The organism is Paenibacillus sp. FSL M7-0656, from assembly GCF_038003225.1.
In the GTDB taxonomy this organism is placed as follows: Bacteria; Bacillota; Bacilli; order Paenibacillales; family Paenibacillaceae; genus Paenibacillus; species Paenibacillus amylolyticus.
This window is the reverse complement of record NZ_JBBOOT010000001.1, coordinates 1,181,138-1,202,115: the sequence shown is the minus strand read 5'-3', so window position 1 is coordinate 1,202,115 and position 20,978 is coordinate 1,181,138. Positions and strand designations below refer to the sequence as shown.

The window sequence follows — 20,978 nt, the reverse complement described above, 5'->3', positions numbered from 1 at the left end:
CCATCGGGCTTTTGTTGTTTATTCGGAGTTGTACAACGTGATGTGTATTAAATGGAGTTGAATCAAATTCGCCATAGGTTCGCGATTCGAAGTATAATAAAAGGTAAACTAGTTAAAGAAACAAGAGGAGTCTTTATGAATAAAACGATTTCTGATATCGCTCAGATGGCAGGTGTGGCAAAAAGCACGGTCTCTCGCTTCCTGAATGGCGGATCGGTTAGTGAGGATACACGCCAGAAGATTGAGCGTATTATCAAACAATACAACTATGTTCCCAATACATTTGCACAGAGTCTGAAGGCTAAGAAGACCAGTATCATCGGTACGGTTGTGCCACGTCTTGATTCTTTTGCAACATCACAGACATTGATCGGAATTGATGAAGAACTGCGGAGTAATCAGTATCAGATGCTGATCGCAAACACGAGTCAGGACATGCAACGCGAGATTGATGCCATCTATGATTTTGCACGACAGAAGGTATCGGGTATTATTCTGCTGGCTGCTGAAGTGACCGAAGCACATCTGAAGGCCGTTGAGGATATACGGATTCCGGTGTTATTGGTGGGACAGCAGCATGAGCAACTGCACAGTCTGGTTCACAATGATGATCAGGCAGGTTATGAGATGGGCAGATATGTCGTCGAACAGGGTCACCGCAAGATCGTGTATATGGGGGTTAGCGAGAGGGATCGGGCGGTAGGAATCTATCGTAAACAAGGGTTCCAGCGAGCAATCGCCGAGTGTGGTGGATGTGAAGTGAAGTATTATGAGACAAGCTTTAAGATGTCTGAAGCCATCGTTACCGCTGAAGCCATACTGAAAGAGACCACACCAACGATCATCGTGGGGGCCACGGATAATATCGCACTGGGTGTGATGAAGATTGCATTCTCCAATAAAATCCTCATACCGCAGGATTTGTCTGTTACCGGATTTGGCGGATATGATATTACGGAGATGATTCACCCCACGCTGACGACTGTGAAATATCATTATTTACAGGCAGGGAAAGTAGCGGCGAATCACATTATTCGACTGGTCAAAGGCGAGTCGGTGGAGGAACGAACAACACTGGACGTAGAACTAATTCCTCGAGAAAGCGTTGACAAATTATAAAAACATCCTTTATGATAATTCCATCGAACCGGTTCCATTATGAATATCCAATACGGATATGCGAATACGGGCAGGCATTAATGCCATATGGAATTATTTTTTGTGCCCAATGGAACCGGTTCCTATATTTTGAATGGAGAACAGCTATGAAAATGACTAGAGAGCAACGCTACAGACGAATTGAGCAAGCGGAGCCTGGAGAGATTGCGAAGCTTGAAGCACAGATATCCGTATGTCCTTGGAGACAAAGTTATCACATTCAGCCGATAACAGGTCTACTTAATGATCCTAACGGCTTTGCATATTATCAAGGCTATTATCATCTGTTCTATCAGTGGTTTCCACTTGGGACAGAACATGGCATGAAATACTGGTATCATACCCGCTCAAAGAATCTGGTGAACTGGGAAAATGTCGGGATTGGAATCGAACCGGGTGGCAGGTATGACTCACACGGAGCTTATTCCGGCAGTGCGATTGAAAAAGACGACAAGCTGCACTTGCTGTACACAGGCAATACAAGGGATGAGGATTGGGTCAGACATCCGTATCAATGCCTGGCAGTTATGGATGAAAGCGGTTCAGTAACCAAACTGAATGATCCCGTGATCTCGTCTGTGCCAGCCGGATATACGGAACACTTCAGAGATCCCAAGGTGTGGCAACAAGGAGACACGTATTATTGTGTAATTGGTGCGCAGAGAACAGACGAGACGGGATGTACAGTGCTGTATCGCTCCTTTGATGTGAACAACTGGGAGTTCCTTGGTGAAATTCGTACGCAATTAACCTCCTTTGGTTACATGTGGGAGTGCCCGGATTATATGGAGATGGACGGGAAAGGTGTACTTGTCTTTTCCCCGCAAGGCTTAGATGCAGCGGGAGATCATTATCAGAATATTTTTCAATCCGGTTATCTGATCGGTGAGCCGCTCAATCTTCAGACGAGAGAGTTCAATCATGATGAATTTCAGGAGTTGGATCGTGGATTCGACTTCTATGCGCCGCAGACGATGCAGGGCCCGGACGGAAGACGTATTCTGGTTGGATGGATGGGACTTCCCGATCTGGAATATCCAACAGACGATAGTGGCTGGGCTCATTGCCTGACCATTCCTCGGCAATTGTCATTCCGTGACGGCAAGTTAATTCAACAACCGGTTGAAGAGATGGTCCAATTACGTCAGCAGGATAAAGGTACACATGTTCGCGCAACAATTGATAATGAGAGTCGATCTTTCACTGGTTTTAATGGGATTGCCTATGAACTGATATGTGAGATAGGCCATATAGAAGCAGAGGTTGTAGGCATCGAATTCCGGGCAAATGGAACTGAAAAAACGGTTCTTCTGTATGATCGGATTCAGCAGAAAGTTGTCTTGGATCGGACCATGTCTGGTACCGAGCTGGCAGAGCAGAATGGCGTTGTACGGCAGTGCACACTTACTGCGGAAGTGATTAAGTTCCATCTGTTCGTAGATTCGTCCTCGGTCGAGATCTTTGTGAACGATGGGGAAGAGGTCTTTACCAGCCGCATTTTCCCAAGCCGGGACAGCGTGGACATTCGTTTCTTTGCACGCGGAGGCAAAGCTGATTTTGAAGCAACTCAATGGAATTATTAAGTATTACGTGAGAGGAATGAGATAACATGTCGGAGAATCAACGGATTGCCCAAGAAGTCATTCATGCCATCGGGGGCAAAGAGAATATCGCATCATTTGCACATTGTGCAACTCGTCTTCGCATCATGGTGAAAGATAAAGAAAAGATTGATCAGAAAACGGTCGAGAATATTGAGAAGGTGAAAGGCGCCTTTTTCAACTCAGGTCAATATCAGATTATCTTTGGTACGGGAACAGTGAATCGAATCTTTGAAGAGGTTGAGAAGCTGGGCATCGAAGGAACGTCCAAGGAAGATGTAAAGAGTCAGGGGAAAAAAGAAGGAAATGCTTTTCAACGGGCTATCCGCACGTTTGGTGACGTATTTGTACCCATCATTCCCGTACTGGTAGCTACAGGACTGTTCATGGGATTGCGCGGATTACTTACCCAGAATGAAATTCTGGCGTTATTCGGTGCAACACCGGATGATATCTCGGCCAATTTCCTGTTGTTCACTCAAATCCTGACGGATACCGCATTTGCATTTCTACCTGCACTTGTAGCGTGGTCCGCATTCCGCGTATTTGGCGGAAGTCCAGTACTTGGTATCGTACTGGGGCTAATGCTGGTCAATCCTGCATTACCCAATGCTTACGCGGTGGCAGATGGATCAGCACAGCCGTTGCATATGTTCGGTTTTATACCTGTCGTGGGTTATCAAGGTTCGGTTCTGCCTGCGTTCTTTGTAGGTTTGATTGGAGCCAAGTTTGAGAAGGTACTAAGAAGACGGGTACCCGAGGCACTGGATTTAATTCTGACTCCTTTTATTACGTTAACGGTTATGATCACACTTGGATTATTCGCGATTGGTCCCGTATTCCATTCCCTAGAAGAGTGGGTGCTGCATGGAACAACTGCCGTATTGGATCTTCCGTTTGGAATCGCAGGTATTATCATTGGATTCTTCCATCAGATTATTGTCGTTACCGGTGTACATCACATCTTTAATTTCCTGGAGATTCAGCTACTGGAGAAAACGGGATTCAATCCGTTCAACGCCATCATTACCTGTGCCATGGCAGCACAAGGAGCGGCTTGTCTCGCAGTCGGTCTGAAGACCAAAAATATGAAACTCAAAGCACTCGCATTACCTTCTTCCTTGTCCGCATTTCTGGGCATTACGGAGCCAGCGATCTTCGGAGTTAACTTGCGTTATGTGAAACCATTTATTATGGGACTGGTTGGTGGTGGTGTAGGTGGTTTCATCGCTTCCTTGTTCCATCTGCAGGGTACAGGCATGGCTGTAACGGTTATTCCTGGTACACTGCTCTATCTGAACAGCCAACTGCCGTTGTATATCTTGTCCAACGTGGTTGCCATGGCGATTGCATTTGCACTTACCTGGTTCTTCGGATATAAGGATCAACCGGTCGCAGAAGAATCGGTGAGCCATGAGAACAGTGGAGTAACATCAACTGAACTTAAAGCAGAGGAATTTAATCCGCGTATTAATTCAGTTACCGATGCCGTTACAAGCAATCGTCCTAAGGTAGATTTTCTCGAAATCGCTTCGCCAATGAACGGTACCGTCGTTGCTCTGGAGCAGGTTCCTGACCCGGCGTTCTCGGAAAAACATATGGGTGAGGGCGTTGGCATCGAGCCATCAGAAGGCAAAGTATATGCACCGTTTGATGGTGTCATCGCACATGTCATGAACAAGAGTAAACATGCGGTGATTCTGGAGCATGAGACAGGTGTACAGATGTTGGTTCATATCGGAATTAATACGGTTGGACTGAAAGGAAACGGTTTTACCGCACATGTGAATAGCGGAGATCGTGTAACTGCAGGTCAATTGTTGATCGAATTTGACATGGATGTCATTCAGGCTGCGGGTCTACCTTTGATTACACCTGTGTTGATCCCAAGTGGAAACGAAGCGATAGCAACTGTTACAGCAGCCTCAACCGGTCGTGTGCAAGCCAATGGGGAAACGGTGCTGGTAGTGAAATTTACTGAGCCACAATAGAGGCGTGTAAAGTGGGAAGCGGGGAGAGATGTATCTCCCCCGTTTCCCTTTTTTGTGTGCGCCATAAGAAATCAAAGAAACAGATCATCAATAATCTAATTAAACAAAGAGTTCCAGCATACAAGGTAGCACCAGTTTACGGTTATCTAATCGACGCCCATGAAAAACAAACGTTAATCGTGATCCTACAGGCCAGCGTGACGTTTCAGTCGCTCTGCAATCTGCATCAGATCTTCTGCGGATATCCCTGGCGCAAATTCTTCCGGCAGATCAGGTAGCTCAGGCACTGGTCCCCCATACCCCGGCAAGCCTGCAAAAGCCTCCAGTTTACCGCCATCGGTTGGGTGTGTTCCTTTCCAGATCTGGGCAATGCCCTGATAATCCTTGTCACTAAACGTGTACAGTCTGCGGTGCTCGCCCATGGCTTCCCATTTACGTGTCGTTTCAAAAGCTTTATTATCCAGTTTTGGAATAGGAAACATCTTTGTTACATCCACACCCGTTGCAATTTCCAGTGCCTTGGCATACGCCAGAACGTGCACACCGCCGCGAACAAGCAGATAACCTGTCATTTCTCGGGCTGTTTTGTTGTCCGTCATTTCGTAGACTCTCATTTTGTGAGTTCTGGCTCCGCATTCAAGAAAGAAATTATGCAGCAGATCAAAGATCAGATTGCCACTGCTCACGACATATGAACCATTCCAGGGTCTTCCCATGGAGTCATACGGGAGCGCTGTCTGGGCCGATTCGATAAAGTGTGACGTCATCCGTGCGTCTTTACCAACACGCAGTGGTGTGGAGTCTGGGTCACCTGGTGATGTTGAACCTTCAAGCATGAGGTTAATCGTATTGGCGACAAGTTCGACATGGCCGAATTCCTCCGCAGTAATACTTGCAACAATGTCATAAAAAGGACGCAGCTTGGATCTGCCTCTGAAATTGAATGACTGAAACATATAATTGTTTAATGTTGACATTTCCCCGAACTTTCCACCAAGCAACTCCTGAACTGCACTAGCTCCATTAGGGTCCGGATTATTGGATATGGGTAGTTCGATGGCAAGACGGTCTACACGTTTAAACATGACATTTCCCCCTCAATCCCAGTTAGTGTAAAGGTATGAAGGGGCACTTGTACGTTATTCGATCAATTGTGAAACAAAAACAAAACGTTCTGTCAGAGCTTAAAGCTCTGAACAGAACGTTAGATGAGTTCTTATTTGGAAGTTACGCCAACAACGCTGGTTCCATTTTTCGTGATTTTGTACGTCAGCACATCTCCGTTCCAGAAATGGAACTTAAGCGTGACTTCGCCATCATTGGTTTCATTGAAGAAGTTCGGTTTCAGTTCAATCACATTACGTTCGTAATCTGGGCTAAATGTGTAGGAGAATTCTTTGAACGAAGTCCAGTTCTGTGGACCGGCGTTCTCTCCGTTTGCATATGTTGCTTCCATCGTTGCCAGTTGGTTCCCGTTAAACGTAGTCGGAATGGCAAATGCACTGGTTGTACCAGTTGCATCGTTCAACTTAGGTGTGTCATATTTAATGATATTGAAGTTCCAGTCAGCACCTTCATTGAATCCAGCCGTGAGTGTGGCATTTACGCCCAAATCACCAGGGGCTGTCAATTTGGTTAACAGATTGGATTTTAACGTAAGTACATCTTTTTTGATCGTATAGTCTTTACCTCTGACAAGAGGCGTATTGCCATTTTTCAAGGAATTGAATTTGTTCCCATTCAGATTGAGTTTTACCTTTTTATCTTGAATAGCTTCATTTTGTTTAAGATATACGAGGTCCGTTTCAGCTGTTGATGAGCGACCTGTCCAACTGGCTTTCATGGTATCAAATAATTCCTGATCAGACCAAGTAAAGCTTGTGCGACCGAAGTGTTGTCCGTTATCCCACAACATCGTTGTCATCTGTTTCTGACGCAGATATTGTCCAACGAATTCGAAGAATTTCAGTTTTTCGCCTTGCTCAATGACACCTGTGTGCTGGTCAAACCCAAGCAAGCCATACTCTCCAACGATAACTGGAATGCCTTTCGCTGTAAAAGCATTGTATACCCGATCAAAAGTGTCGGTAACGTCCTTCTGTACTTCCTCGTTATACTTGGTGTAACCTGCGATGTTCACACTGAATGGCCAGAACCCGTAGTAGTGAACGGTTGCAATAATATTGCTGTCATTCAATTTTTGGATGGTCTTATTCAGTTCATCCAGATCAGGTTGAGCGGAAGAGGTATGCATCGTTGGAAGTACAAGAGGACGTGTCTCGTTGTTTCCACCCGAAGTTCTTACGATCTTGTGAAAAGAAGTATTCAATTCGTCCAGCATGCGATATCCAATCGCTGCATCTGTTGTGCCGCCTTCGGAGAAACGTGGTTCGTTAACACTTTCGAACATGAGTTTATCGGATGCATCTTTGAATTTGTCCGCAATCTGAGTCCAAGCAGCGTTATAACGTGCAAGCACGTTGTCATGGTCTTTCTCCATGTAACTGATCCAGCGCCAGGAATCATGGTGAAGATTGATCATGACGTAGAGATCCGCATCAAGCGCCCAGTCTACTACTTCCTGAACCCGATTCATGTAAGCGGAATCAATTGTGTAGTCGGGTGCGTCACCGATGTGGGCTTCCCAGGTCACAGGGATACGGATACTGTTGTAGCCCTCAGCTGCGATCGACTGAATTAGTTCCTTCGTAATGCGTGGGTTGCCCCAGGCAGTTTCATCTTCACCAACGGCGTCCAGAGAGTTACCCAGATTCCAGCCAGGCTCCATGGCGTTTACATAGGTCTGCATTTTGCTTGGAGCGGGTGATGCATTGGCCTGTTCGCTGTTGTCAGTTGCAGCTGAAGCCATAGCCGAGGAGAATAGAGATAGAATCATGGCAGTCACAAGCGTAAGAGAAAGGACTGATTTGCGGTTTTTTTTCATTAATATAGTCTCCTTCGAATAGAGAATGGTTAAACTTGAATAGCGGTTAAGCAGGGTGGAAATAGAGCTCAACGCAAACAAAAATTCACTTCTTTAATACTAGAATCACCACCGATTTATGTACTGAAAGCGTTTTCGTAATTTACTATATCATGATTTAATATTGGACAATACCTTCACAATTGGAATAAAAATCATGTAAAAATCAGTGATTTTGTCATATTGATAGATTGTGTAGTAAGCGTTTATTTCATTGGAAATGAAAATCATATGGTTGCTTTTGAATGATAATTAGATTTAAATACCCTGGGAGGGATCTAATATGAAACTGGATGCACATCAACATTTCTGGGAATACAATGCCGCCGAGTACGGATGGATTGGCGAAGAGATGAAAGCCATTCGTCAATCTTTTCTTCCGGAAGATCTTGAACCTTTATTGGTGCAATCAGGACTGGATGGATGTATTGCGGTACAAGCCAGACAATCACTGACAGAAACCGAGTGGCTTCTGCAGTTGGCAGATCAGCATGAATGTATCAAAGGTGTTGTCGGATGGGTGGACCTTTGTTCGGATGAAGTTCGGAATCAGCTTGAATTGTTCGCGTCCAATCCGTATCTGAAGGGCGTACGTCATGTCATACAGGATGAACCTGATCTGAAGTATGTATTGAGAGAAGACTTTCAGCGCGGAATTTCATTGCTTAAGGAGTATGATTTGGCCTATGATCTGTTGGTGTCCAAGGAGCAACTGCCTTATGCCGTTGAACTGGTTAAGGCGTTTCCTGAACAGCGATTTGTACTTGATCATCTAGCCAAACCCGACATAAAATCAGGTATACTCTCACCCTGGAAAGAAGCGCTTGAGTCATTGGCCGCACAACCCAATGCGTACTGTAAACTTTCAGGGATGGTGACGGAAGCAGACTGGGCAAATTGGACTCCAAAGGATTTTACAGACTATCTGAATATCGCCATAGAAGCCTTTGGTGCAGAACGGTTAATGTTCGGGTCCGACTGGCCCGTGAGCAACGTTTCAGCTCCATATTCTGAAGTATTCGGTCTCATTATAAGTCACATTAATGGCCTACCTATACTAGATCAACAGATGATTCTTGGCGGCACATGTGCTACGTTCTATCAAATATCGTAGTGGGCAATCCGAAGCTAAACCGGTTTCAAGAAGTTGACAACTGTTCTGATTCTTGCTAAAGTTTTATCCAATCCGCATAATCATGATCTGGGAATGTTACCGATATGGGCATAACCTGAGCTGGCTTGTTTACACGTAATCGTGTACCCAGGCTGGTTCGGGTTTTTTCTATTTTGTCTTTTTAATATTCTAACGATTTGAGCGGGTAGCTGAATTACATATTTGGAAGGAGAATGATGATGACGAATTTTAAGTTTCCTAAAGACTTTTTGTGGGGTGGAGCCATTGCTGCCAATCAGGCTGAGGGCGCGTATCTGGAAGATGGCAAAGGGCTGAGTATCGTTGACTTGCTACCAACAGGTGAGAACCGCAGAAATATTATGAAAGGCAATGTTCCGGCTTTTACGCCGCTCGCTACCGAGTTCTATCCTTCGCATGAAGCAATCGATTTTTATCACCGATACCCTGAAGACATTGCTTTATTTGCCGAAATGGGATTCAAAGCACTGCGTGTCTCCATTGCTTGGGCACGGATTTTCCCGACAGGAGAAGATTCACAGCCAAATGAAGCCGGATTACAATTTTACGATAACCTATTTGATGAATTGTTGAAAAACGGCATTGAACCTGTGGTTACATTAGCTCACTTCGATGTGCCTGTGCATCTGATCGAGAAGTATGGCAGCTGGAGAAGTCGTGAACTGGTAACTCTTTTCGAGACTTACGCTACAACGGTATTCACTCGGTACAAAGACAAGGTGAAATACTGGATGACATTTAATGAGATCAACATGCTGTTACATCTTCCGTTCCTTGGGGCGGGGCTGGCGTTTAATGAAGGGGATAACATCAAGGAAATTCAATATCAGGCTGCTCACCACCAACTGGTTGCAAGTGCACTGGCAGTCAAGGCATGTCATGAGATTATTCCTGGTGCCATGATTGGGTGTATGCTCGCCGCAGGAAGCTTCTATCCGTATACTTGTAATCCGGAAGATGTGTTCCAGGGCATGGAAAAAGATAGAGAGTCCTATTTCTTCATCGATGTGCAGTCACGTGGGGAATATCCGGGTTATGCCAAACGTTTCTTCAAAGATCACGAGTTGAACATTGTTATGCAGCCGGGTGATGCGGAAATCTTGAAGAATCATACCGTAGATTATATCGGATTCAGTTATTATTCAAGTCGTACAACCAGTACCGATCCGGAAGTTATCAAAAATATGACCAGTGGTAATGTATTTGGCTCGGTAGCCAATCCATATCTGGCGAAGTCCGAGTGGGGCTGGACGATTGATCCCATAGGATTCCGCATTACCGCCAATCAACTACATGATCGTTATCAGAAGCCGCTGTTTGTTGTTGAGAATGGATTTGGTGCCAATGACGAGGTTACACCGGAAGGTGAAGTGGATGATGCGTACCGGATTGACTACTTGAAACGACATGTAGCTGAAATGGGTGAGGCCATTCAGGATGGAGTGAACATCATCGGTTACACCAGCTGGGGACCTATTGATATTGTAAGTGCCTCCTCAGGTGAGATGAGAAAACGTTATGGCTACATTTACGTGGATCGTAATAATGAAGGTCAAGGTGAGCTGACACGACTGAAGAAGAAGAGTTTTGAGTGGTACAAAAATGTGATCGAATCCAACGGAACAAACTTGGGTGACGCGTAATTTATATTTTTCTGAATTAAAATGGTCTTGTACGGCAATAAAACATCGGAAGTTTCAGCTATATAAATTGAACTAAACATTTACACAAAACGGAGAGGACATAAAAAAGCTGGGGATAACAGCGATCGGAAGGTTGTTCTGTCATCGGAGTAGTTAGTGTAAATATTCTCTAGTTCAATTTATATAACCATGGGACTTCCGATTGTCCTCACATTGAAAGCGTTGACATATAGTCAGGTTCGCGCTATACTTGACGCAATTATATCGTTTCTGGGATTGTTACTACACGACGTAGGCAAAACCTAAGCACCAAAAAAAGCAGACCACCATGTCTTGTTTATTTTGTGATGCTTCAGGTTTTTTTTGTATGCCCAAAAGACGATGTATAACTGCCAAGAGAGTGGAACGTGACGGGGGGATTGAAGTGAAAATAGCAAAGGTTATCAACAATAACGTCATTAGCATCTATCAAGCGGATGGAGCAGAGCTTGTGGTGATGGGACGTGGGATTGCCTTTAAGAAAAAGCCGGGGGATAAAGTAGACGAGACCCGCATCCAGAAAGTATTTGCATTGAAAAACAAACAAACATCCGATAATTTCAAAATGCTGCTGCGCGAAGTTCCGATGGAACTGATTGAAATTGTGGAAGAGATCATCACGTATGCGCGTGAGAATCTGGGCCGAAAATTAAATGAGAACATCTATGTATCTCTTACGGATCATATTAACTTTGCGATTGAACGTTATCGGGAAGGCGTGGAGATCAAGAACGCATTAATGTGGGAGATCAAACAGTTGTACAAGCCCGAATTCGAACTGGGCCTGAGGACGCTGGAACAGATCAACACTCGTATGAATATTGAGCTTCCACCCGATGAAGCCGCTTTTATTGCTCTTCATATTGTCAACGCAGAGATGAACGAAGAAGTTATTACAACGATGAATATTACGAAGTTTATCCAGCAGATTATTAATATAGCGAAATATCATTTCAAAATGGAATTTGATGAGGACTCTCTCAGTTATTTTCGCTTTATCACACATCTGAAGTTCTTCTCCCAGCGTGTGCTCAGTGGTACGCATTACGACAACAACTATGATCATTTCTATGACATGATCAAGGAGAAACATCCGGATGCCGCAGCGTGTACGGAGAAAATTGAGTTGTTTGTCAAAAAAGAGTACAACCATGAGCTGACCAATGAAGAAAAGTTGTATCTGACGGTTCATATCGAACGAGTGGTTAATCGATAATATTTAAATGTTGACAAAAATGGTTTTATTATAATAATATGTGATTAACAGGAATTGAATACGATTTAACTGGGATTGTTACTGGTTATGCAGGCAAAACCTAAGTCATGAGAAGGACAGGACCATTGTGTCCCCTTGCTCAAGGCTTAGGTTTTTTGCGTGCAAAAAAATCGGTAAGAGGCCTGTTTGAGAAAAAGTGGGGGTGCAGATCATGAGTCAAGAGAAACTGGCCAAAGAGATTGTAGAACTGGTTGGCGGTGAGAAAAATGTGGAATCGCTGGTTCATTGTGCAACACGATTACGGTTTGTATTGAAGGACGATGCCAAGGCAGACAAAGCCAAACTTGAGAAAACAGAAGGCATCATCGCAGTCAAAGAAAATGGAGGACAATTCCAGGTGGTTGTTGGTAACAAGGTGCCTGAAGTCTATAGTGCCATTGGACAGATCAGTAACATTCTGGACGATTCGACTGATAAAGAAAAACCTCGCAAAGCAGCCAAAGGGCTCGGGGGGATTATCGATATCATATCCAGCATCTTTGCACCACTTCTGGGTGTTATGGCGGGAGCCGGTATTCTAAAAGGGTTATTGTTGATTGCGAGCAATATTGGATGGCTGGAAACGACAGAAACAACATATACGATCTTGTATGCAGCAGCAGATAGTCTCTTCTATTTCCTGCCTCTGTTGTTAGCGGTTACAACAGCACGTAAATTCCAGGGAAATATGTTTGTCGCGATGACGATTGCAGGAGCACTGATCTATCCGTCCATCGTCGCGTTGAAATCAGAGGGAACACCAACGGATTTCTTCGGTATCCCTGTCATCTTGATGAACTATTCATCTACAGTTATTCCTATCATTTTAGCTGTCATTGTCATGAGCAAGTTGGAAAAGTTCTTTAATAAAACACTTCACGATAGTGTGAAAAACTTTGTTACGCCATTATTTTTGCTAGTGATTATGGTACCTCTGACATTGCTTGTATTTGGACCATTTGGCGTATACGTTGGTAATGGAATTGCAGCTGGACTGGTTGCCGCATTTGGATTCAGTCCATTGCTCGCAGGAGCCGTTATGGGTGCAAGCTGGCAGCTGCTCGTTATTTTCGGAATACACTGGGGTCTGATTCCGGTATTTATCAACAACGTTGCAGTGTATGGACAGGATGGTGTTAAACCCGCTGCGACAGCTTCGATCTTTGCTCAAACGGGTGCTGCTTTTGGGGTTATGCTGAAAACCAAGAACAAAAAACTGAAAACGCTGGCTGGATCATCCACGTTGACGGCTCTGTTCGGTATTACGGAACCGGCCATCTATGGGGTAACATTACCACTGAAACGTCCATTCATTGCAGGCGTAATCGGTGGTGCAGTTGGTGGAGCTATCATTGGTCAAGCAGGTACATTGGCATTTGCATCTGGCGCACCGGGACTACTGACCTTGCCAATCTTCTACGGACCAGGTGGACAAGGTTTCCCAGGATTGATTCTGGGTATCGTAGTATCCTTTGTTGTTTCGGCTGTACTGACGTACATCATGGGCTTCAAAGATCCGGTTGAAGAAGAAATAAAAACCGAATCTACGACATCCGATCAGCAATCTGTTCGTGTAACGAATGCTTCGGACGAAATTGTATTTAGCCCAATCGAAGGAACGATTGTTGAATTGTCGGAAGTTCCGGATCCGGCCTTTGCATCGGGAGCAATGGGTAAAGGGATTGCGATTGAGCCAACTGTGGGCAGAGTTGTAGCGCCTTTTGACGGCACAGTTACCGTTGCATTCAAGAAAAAACATGCCTTGGCTGTAGTATCAGACACCGGTGCTGAGATATTGGTTCACGTGGGAGTTGATACCGTTAAATTGGACGGGCAGCATTTTGTCTCCCATATCAAGGAAGGCGATCGGGTCCAAGCGGGAGATCTGTTGCTTGAATTCGATATTGCACAGATTAAGGCTGCTGGTTATCATACGGTAACGCCAATTATAGTAACCAACTCAGCCAACTACGAAGAAGTGATTCCGCAGGCTACAGGTCAGGTTAGTAGCCAAGAGCTTCTATTAAAATTAAGTAGCGGTAATGTTCAGGAACAAAAGTAGATTGATGTACTAATCTGATGGTATAGTGTTTTCATCGTTCCGTTGACATGGTGGAATTGGAAAATTATAATTAGAATTGTACATCTATACATGATAATGAAAGGTGGATTATTGAATATGACACATGCAATGAGACTGCGCTTCCTTCCTTTGAATCGGTAATTGAATACGTTCAAAGGCTCTGACTATTTGGTTCAGAGTAAACGGGATCAGTCTGTCATTTTCAATCATCCTGACCTAAAAATAAGTGTTATACTCGCTTTCCCGTTTACGTTGAATCACAGGCCGTGGCCTGTGATTCTTTGTTTTTTCTTCTGATTATCTTACTCAGGTAAATAATTAGGTACAGGCGCTAAATACAGACTACTGGGGGTAACCGCTATGATGACGTTACTGTTCTATTGATACGAGCTGGCACGATAAGCTCGTATCGATAGAAGCGTGCTTCGCTATCGATACGAAATAAATCTTATTTCGGAGGTAGCGAATATGGAAAAGATATGTTTTGAATTAGAACAGGTTGAGATGACCTATATGGATAAAGTAATACTGAACATTGAGCGACTGGCTGTGCATCAACTGGATCGCATTGGTGTAGTGGGTGGTAATGGTCAGGGTAAAAGTACATTGTTGAAACTCATTGCGGGACAGATCCAGCCAACAGCCGGAAAGGTAAAACGTTTTGCAGAGTTTGGTTATTTGGAACAAGTGGAACCGCCCCAGTCTAACGAAAGTATCGAAGTTGACGGGGCTTTACTCAGTAAATTAGCGATACCTCAACACGATCAGCCATGGAGTGGTGGAGAACAGACCCGTCTAAAACTGGCTCAAATGTTCACTCATTATCATGAAGTACTGTTACTGGATGAACCAACGACACACCTGGATCAAGCGGGCATTACATTTTTGCTGGATGAATTGCGTTATTATTATGGAGCGCTTGTGCTGATCAGTCATGATCGTGCGGTTCTGGATGAACTGGTGACCACGATCTGGGAAATCCATCAAGGTGAGGTTCGCGTATATTCCGGCAACTATAGTGATTATCAGGCACAGAAGAGGCTGGAGCGTGAACAACAAAACCAGGCCCATGAGCAGTTTTCCAAGGAGAAAAGACGATTGGAGCTGGCTGCTCGGGAAAAGATGAAGAAAGCCGAGAAAATAACGCAGGCCGGAAGCATGTCCAAAAAAGAATCCAAGGCAAAAACAAACCGTATGGTTGAAACCAAATCCAAAGGCACCAGTCAAAAAGCGGTGCACCGCGCAGCCAAAGCGATTGAACAGCGGATGCAACAACTTCACGAGGTAAAAGCGGTGCAAGAGGATCGGCCTATGATCTTCCGTCAGCCAAAGACACTGGAGCTGCACAATCGATTTCCGATTATGGCAGATCGCCTTACACTTGAGGTGGATGGAAACATATTGTTGGAGGATGTAAGTTTTCAAATTCCATTAAAACAAAAAATAGCGATAACCGGAGCCAATGGCAGTGGGAAAAGCACATTGCTTAACCATGTTTTCCATGTGGGAGATCAGATCACAATGTCTCCAAAAGCAAAGCTCGGTTATTTTCAGCAAATGAGCTATCGTTTCACGACAAAAGAGACCGTATTACAATTCCTGAAGAATCGTTCGGAATATGAGGAATCAGAGCTCAGAAGTGCGTTGCATGCGATGCAGTTTACAGGTAATGACTTGCTGAAGAATGTTGGGACATTAAGCGGAGGAGAAGCGATTCGTCTTCAATTATGTCACTTGTTTCTTGGACAATATAACATTCTATTGTTGGATGAGCCGACGAACTTTCTTGATATGCATGCATTGGAAGCGTTGGAGCGTTTTATTAAGGCGTATGAAGGAACAATTCTGTATGTATCTCATGATCAGAGGTTTATTGAAAATACAGCGGATCAACAATTTCAGATTACAGAGCGTCAATTAATTCAGGTGAATATATAGTTGAACTAAAGAATATTTACACGGATCACTCCGATGACAGAACAATCTTAGAGGAAGAGAAGTAACGAAAACCGCCAAAGTGATTTTGGCGGTTTCGTCGTTTTCAAAGATAGGCAGATTAGTTACCTTATGTAGCTTCTATTAAGAATCCGCTTTTATAACCGTGGAATGCATGTTACCAGTGAGACGTTGAGGTGGGAAAACCATGCGCACTGGCGCAATGATGATGGCAGCAAATACAGCTTTGATCAGATCCCCAATTATGTAAGGATAGAACCCTTGAATCATGGCCTCAGGTAAGTCCATTTTGAAAGCATAAGCAAGCCAAGGGACCCCGGATACATAAACAAGCAATGAACCAAATAGTTCAAATACAACAAAAGCGAGAATAAATCCTGTTACACCTTTGATGTTGATTCGTGCAAGCAACAATCCAATCAATAAAGCGGAGAACGGCCACATCATCACATATCCTCCGGTAGGTCCAAGAAGTACTGCAAGTCCTCCGGTCCCGTGCAGCAAGGGGAATCCAAGAGCGGTGAGCAGAACAACCATCGTGACACTTAGAAAACCATAGAGTGGACCAAGTAATCCTCCGGCCAGCATGACAGCCAAAGTTTGTAATGTTATCGGTACTGGGGAGAAGCCAATGGGAATGCTTATGTAACCAAAAAGTACTAAAATTGCGGCCATAAGTGCGCTGAATACAATGCCTCGCAAAGATAATTTCATGTTTGAACAATCCTCTCCATTTTGGTAATATGATTGTTAACCAATTATATAAATGTGGTTAACGATTAGGATCGTACCACATAACAATAGAAAGGGAAAGGACTAATTTACGATGCAAGGCAACCTGCCTATAATTACATTAGAAGATGTTCGAGTGCATTATGCTTCCGAAGGTAGTCAGGTGAGAAAAGCACTGGATGGGGTCTCACTTACGCTGCACCAAGGAGAATGGATTGGTATTGTAGGGGCGAATGGCAGTGGAAAAAGCACACTCGCTGGACTACTGATTGGATTCATTCCACTATCTGGAGGGGTACGGGATATCTCGGATGAACTTACCGTTCGGGGTGTACTGCAGCAACCGGATGCACAGGTACTAGGCGATACGATTGAAGAGGAGTTTCATTTTGCGCTGTCACCATTGATGGATTCTGTAGGAGAGCAATTAAAGCGCCGGCAGGATGCATTACATACCGTAGGACTTCAATATCCCCCGGAGAAGGCTGTCTCACAATTATCCGGTGGACAGAAACAACTGCTTAATATTGCTGTAGCACTCGCTGCCAAACCGGATATATTGATTCTGGATGAGCCAACAGCCATGCTTGATCCGGGAGCAAGAGACCGTATCGAGGCCATCGTTCAGAAGATTACCCAGCGGGGGACAACGGTGATCTGGATTACACACCATCTGGAGGAAGCAACCCTGTGTGATCGAATCATTGCTATGGAGAGGGGACGTTGTGTGTACAACGGGGAGCCGGAGTCCTTTTACTATGAAAAAGAGACGAATGAGAAGGCTACTTGGGAAAATGTACAGCTATCTCCCTGTGAACGGTTAGGGTTGGACCCTCCTTTTACTGTAAAAACTGCGTTATTGCTCAAGCAAAAAGGTATGATGCCAGAAGCCATGCCACTGCGACCTGAGCAACTGGCCAAGGAGGTCGCACGTTGGAGATCAAGCTAACCAATATACGTATAGAAGCATCGGAATCGGGCAAACGTGCACTGCTTGAAGATGTGAGTGTACAGTTGAACAGTGGGGAAATCACCTTGCTGCTGGGCTGCACCGGTTCAGGAAAAACGACTTTATTACAGACGTTGGCTGGTCTGAGACCGCCCGATGCAGGAAGTATCACATTGGATGGCACACCTTTCTGGAAAGAAGGAAAAGTGCCGCAGTCGATTTTATTGCAAATGGGACTATTGTTTCAATTTCCGGAACAACAACTGTTTGCCCGAAGTATTCAGCGTGAATTCTCATATTCTCTGCGTCCCTATCGTCTTTCAGAGAAACAGCAACAAGAGCAGATCACAAAAGCACTGAACCAATGGGACCCGCCAGTGTCCTCGGAGTTAGACCGGCGTTTTCATCTTGACAGGTCGCCATTTGCACTAAGTGGGGGAGAGAAGCGCAGGCTTGGACTTGCTCTCGGAAGTGTGACCAACCCACACTGGCTTCTGCTGGATGAGCCGAGCGCCGGGTTGGAAGCGCAAAGTGTCGGGCTTTTGCTGGATGTACTGGAGCAACATCGTCTGGCAGGTGGTGGGGGTGTGGTAGCAACCCATGATCTGGATACATTTTTGCCTTGTGCGGATCGAGTATTGTTGTTGCAGGAAGGCCGCCTAATCGCTGATCTTACGCCGAGAGAACTTCACAAAAGACCTGAACTGCTGGAGCAAACAGGGATTGGACTGCCACCATCGATGAGACTGGCACAGCAGTTAAGAGAAGCGGGTCTTGAGCTGTCTTTGACCGCGATGACGCCAGAGGAGATGGCTGAAAGTATTGTTCAGTCCACGTCAGTTGAGGTGGGGATTCAGAACGGATCGAAAGAAGCATCAGGGACGGTAACAATGGAAGTCAAGAGCGATGTAATGAAGTATGAAAAAAAAGCACTGAAGCTGTCGTCCGTTGAAACTGAAGATGATCCAAAGCTTCTTCCGAACACCTTGACTCATTCAGGCGGATTATATGGCGTTATGGACCCGCGTCTGAAATGGATTTTGTATATTTTGCTGGTCACCGCAGCTATGCTTCAACAGCGATGGCTGGGATTGACTTTAACACTGGTGCCGGTAGTAGCAGCACTTGCCGTGCTCCCGCGTCAGACTTTGGCTGGATGTATGAAGTTAATGAAGCCATTATTATTCTTTTTCATCATCTCAACGGCGTTATCTGGGACAACTCTTTCAACAGAGGGAGGAGGTCTGCACTTTGGCTTTTCCCTGATGCAGGCGGAGGGCACTTTGCTGAATGTGTATCGTTTGTTTATCGTCACATTGGCAAGCCTTTGGTTTTCGTTGACGACACCTTATGGGCGAATGGTAGAAGGGCTTAACTGGGTACTCGGTATCGGTAAAAAGATCAGGTTGCCCGTAGCTTCGTTTGCTCTTGCTGTATCGTTAATCTTTCGGTTTATCCCGATGATCTGGAGTGAGTGGCAGCGATTCTCACTGATCGTGCGGGCACGTGGAAAGGCGGCTTTAAGACCAAATACCGTTCGAATTCGTGACCTGGGTCCGATGGTGATTCCCTTGTTAATGGCACTGTTCCAACGTGCAGAGGATATGACCATTGCGATGGAAATGCGTAAAGTTAGAGAGCACTCTACGCTCGGAGGACGTTCATCATTATTGGTATGGTCCAAACGTGATACCTGGATTAGCCTCGCTGGCCTCATTGTTTTTGTACTATTGATATGGATTCGCCAATTGTGATGGCGATGATTAACGTGATGGATCCGGTAATGGAACAAAACCTAAACGCAGTGTTTTCCAAAGATCATGCATAAATGCGTTTGTCCTCGCTCACAATAAGTGGACGTTGGTCATCTGAAGTGGATCAGGAGGGATAAGCGATGAAAGATAAGTTTTTGCGAGAAGAACGGCAAGAATATACCGATGTGTCTACGGTGGAGTCGCAGCGAAACGATATCACACTCGAAGAATTCCCGGAGGGCCCTTACGGTTCATCTTTACTATCCGAGTCTCTTGGGAAAAGTTCTCCGTGGCGGGTGGACCAGCGGTCTGCACATCGTTTTGATTATGAAAATCATGAGCTTCACGAGGGAGAAGTACGGGATTATCCAGGTCAGGATGTTTTTGACGAAACGGTTCCGGATAACGTGTCCAAGCCTCAATATACGGAAGAATCGTAAAGGGATTTTGATATAAATTAGAGCGTAGCCTCCGACAGGTTTTATCCTGTTCGGGGGTTATTTTCGTTGTGTTTAATGAAAACAAATCTCCTCCAATTCCACATTATGGGTTATTATATTCTATATAAAACAAGCTAAGGAGACGGTCCATGGAGCAAGACTATATTAAGTATGTGAGGTCATTTGTTGGTAATTCCAAAGTGATCATGGTGGTTTCAGGAGCAATCGTGTTCGATAAGGCTGGAAGAATTCTATTGCAGAAACGGTCGGATAATGGATTCTGGGGATTTCCCGGTGGTTTTATGGAGATGGGAGAAAGTGTCCAGGAGACAGCCAAGAGAGAAGTCTACGAAGAAACTGGTCTAATACTGAACTCCATGGATTTATTCTCGATATATTCTGGGCCCCAGTACGAAGTGGTTTATGGTAATGGAGATGAAGTTGCATTAGTGCAAGTGATGTTTAAAAGCAAAGATTTTTCTGGAACTATAATAGAAAGTGAAGAATCCATAGAAACAAGATTTTTTGATATACATTCTATACCAGAACATTTCTTGTCTACGCATAAGCAAATTATAGAAGATCTGAAAAGCCATAAAGATGGATCTTAAAGTTGGAGATAAAATAATCTAGGGGGCGGCGAATTGAGAGAGATCGACCTCTTTGATACACCCGCCCGTCGGTTATTAGAGTGTGCAGTAGAGTTGCCGCCAACCCATGTTGAAGCGAAGAGTTTCACGGAAAACTTCTCTGATTTTTCTTTAGCCAAAGGACGGATCATGTTTACAATTGTAAATATGGATGGTGAAAATGTCGGAGGTGTGAATCTGAACAGCATTGATGAAAGGAACGGTACCTTTAGCATTGGCATTCAAATTGACAGGGATCATCGAGGAAAAGGATACGGGACCAGAGCCGTACGAATCTTACTGAAGTATGCCTTCTTCGAGCGTAGGCTCAACAAATTCAATGATTCTGTACTCGAAGGAAATGAACCTTCTGCAGCCATGATGAGAAAACTTGGATGTATTCAGGAAGGTGTGCGTCGCCAGGTGATCTACACCGATGGAAAATACCAGGATATGATCCTCTTTGGATTAACCAAAGATGAGTTTATGGAAAAAGAGGGCCTTGTATGATTCTAGTATAAATAAGATCGCCAGAGAGCTCGAAATCTGCCGATTTTAGTTGGATGAATGATAATGTACTTTAAGCGGAAGGCGAGAGAGTATTCTAATGAT

16 protein-coding genes are annotated in these 20,978 nt (G+C 44.6%); 13 read left to right on the top strand and 3 right to left on the bottom strand.

The features are described 5' to 3' along the window. Positions 1-135: 135 nt before the first annotated feature. The 3 genes from MHI01_RS05085 (at position 136) to MHI01_RS05075 (ending at position 4,750) form a co-directional block, all read left to right on the top strand. Positions 136-1,119 (top strand): LacI family DNA-binding transcriptional regulator, encoded by a 984-nt coding sequence (locus tag MHI01_RS05085; RefSeq protein WP_340982674.1) that lies wholly within the window; start codon positions 136-138, stop codon positions 1,117-1,119. Between the two features lie 146 nt (positions 1,120-1,265). Continuing rightward, entirely contained in the window at positions 1,266-2,741 is a 1,476-nt protein-coding gene (locus MHI01_RS05080; protein ID WP_340982673.1) for a glycoside hydrolase family 32 protein, read from the top strand. 26 nt (positions 2,742-2,767) lie between these two features. Continuing rightward, a complete protein-coding gene (locus MHI01_RS05075; RefSeq protein ID WP_340982672.1) occupies positions 2,768-4,750 on the top strand; it encodes a sucrose-specific PTS transporter subunit IIBC in 1,983 nt (660 codons plus the stop codon). Between the two features lie 185 nt (positions 4,751-4,935). On the opposite strand, the gene MHI01_RS05070 is transcribed toward MHI01_RS05075, so the two are convergent. Both MHI01_RS05070 and MHI01_RS05065 read right to left on the bottom strand, forming a co-directional pair. Further along, positions 4,936-5,835: a manganese catalase family protein gene (locus MHI01_RS05070; protein ID WP_282321597.1), complete on the bottom strand. Its 900-nt coding sequence runs from the start codon at positions 5,833-5,835 to the stop codon at positions 4,936-4,938. Between the two features lie 131 nt (positions 5,836-5,966). After that, on the bottom strand, positions 5,967-7,694 hold the full coding sequence (locus MHI01_RS05065; protein WP_340982671.1) for a cellulase family glycosylhydrolase: 1,728 nt from the start codon (positions 7,692-7,694) through the stop codon (positions 5,967-5,969). A gap of 322 nt (positions 7,695-8,016) precedes the next feature. Here MHI01_RS05065 and MHI01_RS05060 point away from each other — a divergent pair, with 322 nt between their 5' ends. From MHI01_RS05060 to MHI01_RS05040, 5 genes are all read left to right on the top strand, one after another. Continuing rightward, positions 8,017-8,847: an amidohydrolase family protein gene (locus tag MHI01_RS05060; RefSeq protein ID WP_340982670.1), complete on the top strand. Its 831-nt coding sequence runs from the start codon at positions 8,017-8,019 to the stop codon at positions 8,845-8,847. Positions 8,848-9,086: 239 nt separating this feature from the next. Beyond that, a complete protein-coding gene (locus MHI01_RS05055) occupies positions 9,087-10,529 on the top strand; it encodes a 6-phospho-beta-glucosidase (protein WP_340982669.1) in 1,443 nt (480 codons plus the stop codon). A 424-nt stretch (positions 10,530-10,953) separates the two neighbouring features. Beyond that, positions 10,954-11,784, top strand: coding sequence for a BglG family transcription antiterminator LicT (gene licT / locus MHI01_RS05050; protein ID WP_215075086.1), 831 nt, complete (start codon positions 10,954-10,956; stop codon positions 11,782-11,784). 211 nt (positions 11,785-11,995) lie between these two features. Continuing rightward, positions 11,996-13,885 (top strand): beta-glucoside-specific PTS transporter subunit IIABC, encoded by a 1,890-nt coding sequence (locus tag MHI01_RS05045; protein ID WP_340982668.1) that lies wholly within the window; start codon positions 11,996-11,998, stop codon positions 13,883-13,885. A 489-nt stretch (positions 13,886-14,374) separates the two neighbouring features. Beyond that, the gene (locus MHI01_RS05040) at positions 14,375-15,844 is read left to right on the top strand and encodes an Msr family ABC-F type ribosomal protection protein (protein ID WP_340982667.1); all 1,470 of its coding nucleotides are present in this window, start codon (positions 14,375-14,377) and stop codon (positions 15,842-15,844) included. A 141-nt stretch (positions 15,845-15,985) separates the two neighbouring features. Here MHI01_RS05040 and MHI01_RS05035 read toward each other — a convergent pair whose 3' ends face one another. Further along, positions 15,986-16,576, bottom strand: coding sequence for a biotin transporter BioY (locus MHI01_RS05035; RefSeq protein ID WP_074094877.1), 591 nt, complete (start codon positions 16,574-16,576; stop codon positions 15,986-15,988). 112 nt (positions 16,577-16,688) lie between these two features. Between MHI01_RS05035 and MHI01_RS05030 the strand changes: the two genes are divergently transcribed. From MHI01_RS05030 to MHI01_RS05010, 5 genes are all read left to right on the top strand, one after another. Further along, positions 16,689-17,543, top strand: a complete 855-nt coding sequence (locus MHI01_RS05030; RefSeq protein WP_340982666.1) for an energy-coupling factor ABC transporter ATP-binding protein — start codon at positions 16,689-16,691, stop codon at positions 17,541-17,543. Continuing rightward, a complete protein-coding gene (locus MHI01_RS05025; RefSeq protein ID WP_340982665.1) occupies positions 17,528-19,297 on the top strand; it encodes an ATP-binding cassette domain-containing protein in 1,770 nt (589 codons plus the stop codon). Before MHI01_RS05030 ends, MHI01_RS05025 begins: the two co-directional genes overlap by 16 nt. 140 nt (positions 19,298-19,437) lie before the next feature. Beyond that, entirely contained in the window at positions 19,438-19,737 is a 300-nt protein-coding gene (locus tag MHI01_RS05020) for a hypothetical protein (RefSeq protein WP_017688728.1), read from the top strand. Between the two features lie 149 nt (positions 19,738-19,886). After that, complete coding sequence (locus MHI01_RS05015; RefSeq protein ID WP_074094880.1) at positions 19,887-20,348, top strand: NUDIX hydrolase; 462 nt, start codon at positions 19,887-19,889, stop codon at positions 20,346-20,348. A gap of 33 nt (positions 20,349-20,381) precedes the next feature. Then, positions 20,382-20,876 (top strand): GNAT family N-acetyltransferase, encoded by a 495-nt coding sequence (locus tag MHI01_RS05010; protein ID WP_340982664.1) that lies wholly within the window; start codon positions 20,382-20,384, stop codon positions 20,874-20,876. The last annotated feature ends 102 nt before the right edge of the window (positions 20,877-20,978 follow it).

What these genes read in the sequence shown, in the direction of transcription:
- MHI01_RS05070 (WP_282321597.1), bottom strand. Translation starts at nt 5,835, where the DNA reads ATGTTTAAACGTGTAGACCGTCTTGCCATCGAACTACCCATATCCAAT.
- MHI01_RS05020 (WP_017688728.1), top strand. Translation starts at nt 19,438, where the DNA reads ATGAAAGATAAGTTTTTGCGAGAAGAACGGCAAGAATATACCGATGTG.
- MHI01_RS05045 (WP_340982668.1), top strand. Translation starts at nt 11,996, where the DNA reads ATGAGTCAAGAGAAACTGGCCAAAGAGATTGTAGAACTGGTTGGCGGT.
- MHI01_RS05015 (WP_074094880.1), top strand. Translation starts at nt 19,887, where the DNA reads ATGGAGCAAGACTATATTAAGTATGTGAGGTCATTTGTTGGTAATTCC.
- MHI01_RS05075 (WP_340982672.1), top strand. Translation starts at nt 2,768, where the DNA reads ATGTCGGAGAATCAACGGATTGCCCAAGAAGTCATTCATGCCATCGGG.
- MHI01_RS05030 (WP_340982666.1), top strand. Translation starts at nt 16,689, where the DNA reads ATGCAAGGCAACCTGCCTATAATTACATTAGAAGATGTTCGAGTGCAT.
- MHI01_RS05060 (WP_340982670.1), top strand. Translation starts at nt 8,017, where the DNA reads ATGAAACTGGATGCACATCAACATTTCTGGGAATACAATGCCGCCGAG.
- MHI01_RS05065 (WP_340982671.1), bottom strand. Translation starts at nt 7,694, where the DNA reads ATGAAAAAAAACCGCAAATCAGTCCTTTCTCTTACGCTTGTGACTGCC.
- MHI01_RS05080 (WP_340982673.1), top strand. Translation starts at nt 1,266, where the DNA reads ATGAAAATGACTAGAGAGCAACGCTACAGACGAATTGAGCAAGCGGAG.
- MHI01_RS05040 (WP_340982667.1), top strand. Translation starts at nt 14,375, where the DNA reads ATGGAAAAGATATGTTTTGAATTAGAACAGGTTGAGATGACCTATATG.
- MHI01_RS05085 (WP_340982674.1), top strand. Translation starts at nt 136, where the DNA reads ATGAATAAAACGATTTCTGATATCGCTCAGATGGCAGGTGTGGCAAAA.
- MHI01_RS05055 (WP_340982669.1), top strand. Translation starts at nt 9,087, where the DNA reads ATGACGAATTTTAAGTTTCCTAAAGACTTTTTGTGGGGTGGAGCCATT.
- MHI01_RS05035 (WP_074094877.1), bottom strand. Translation starts at nt 16,576, where the DNA reads ATGAAATTATCTTTGCGAGGCATTGTATTCAGCGCACTTATGGCCGCA.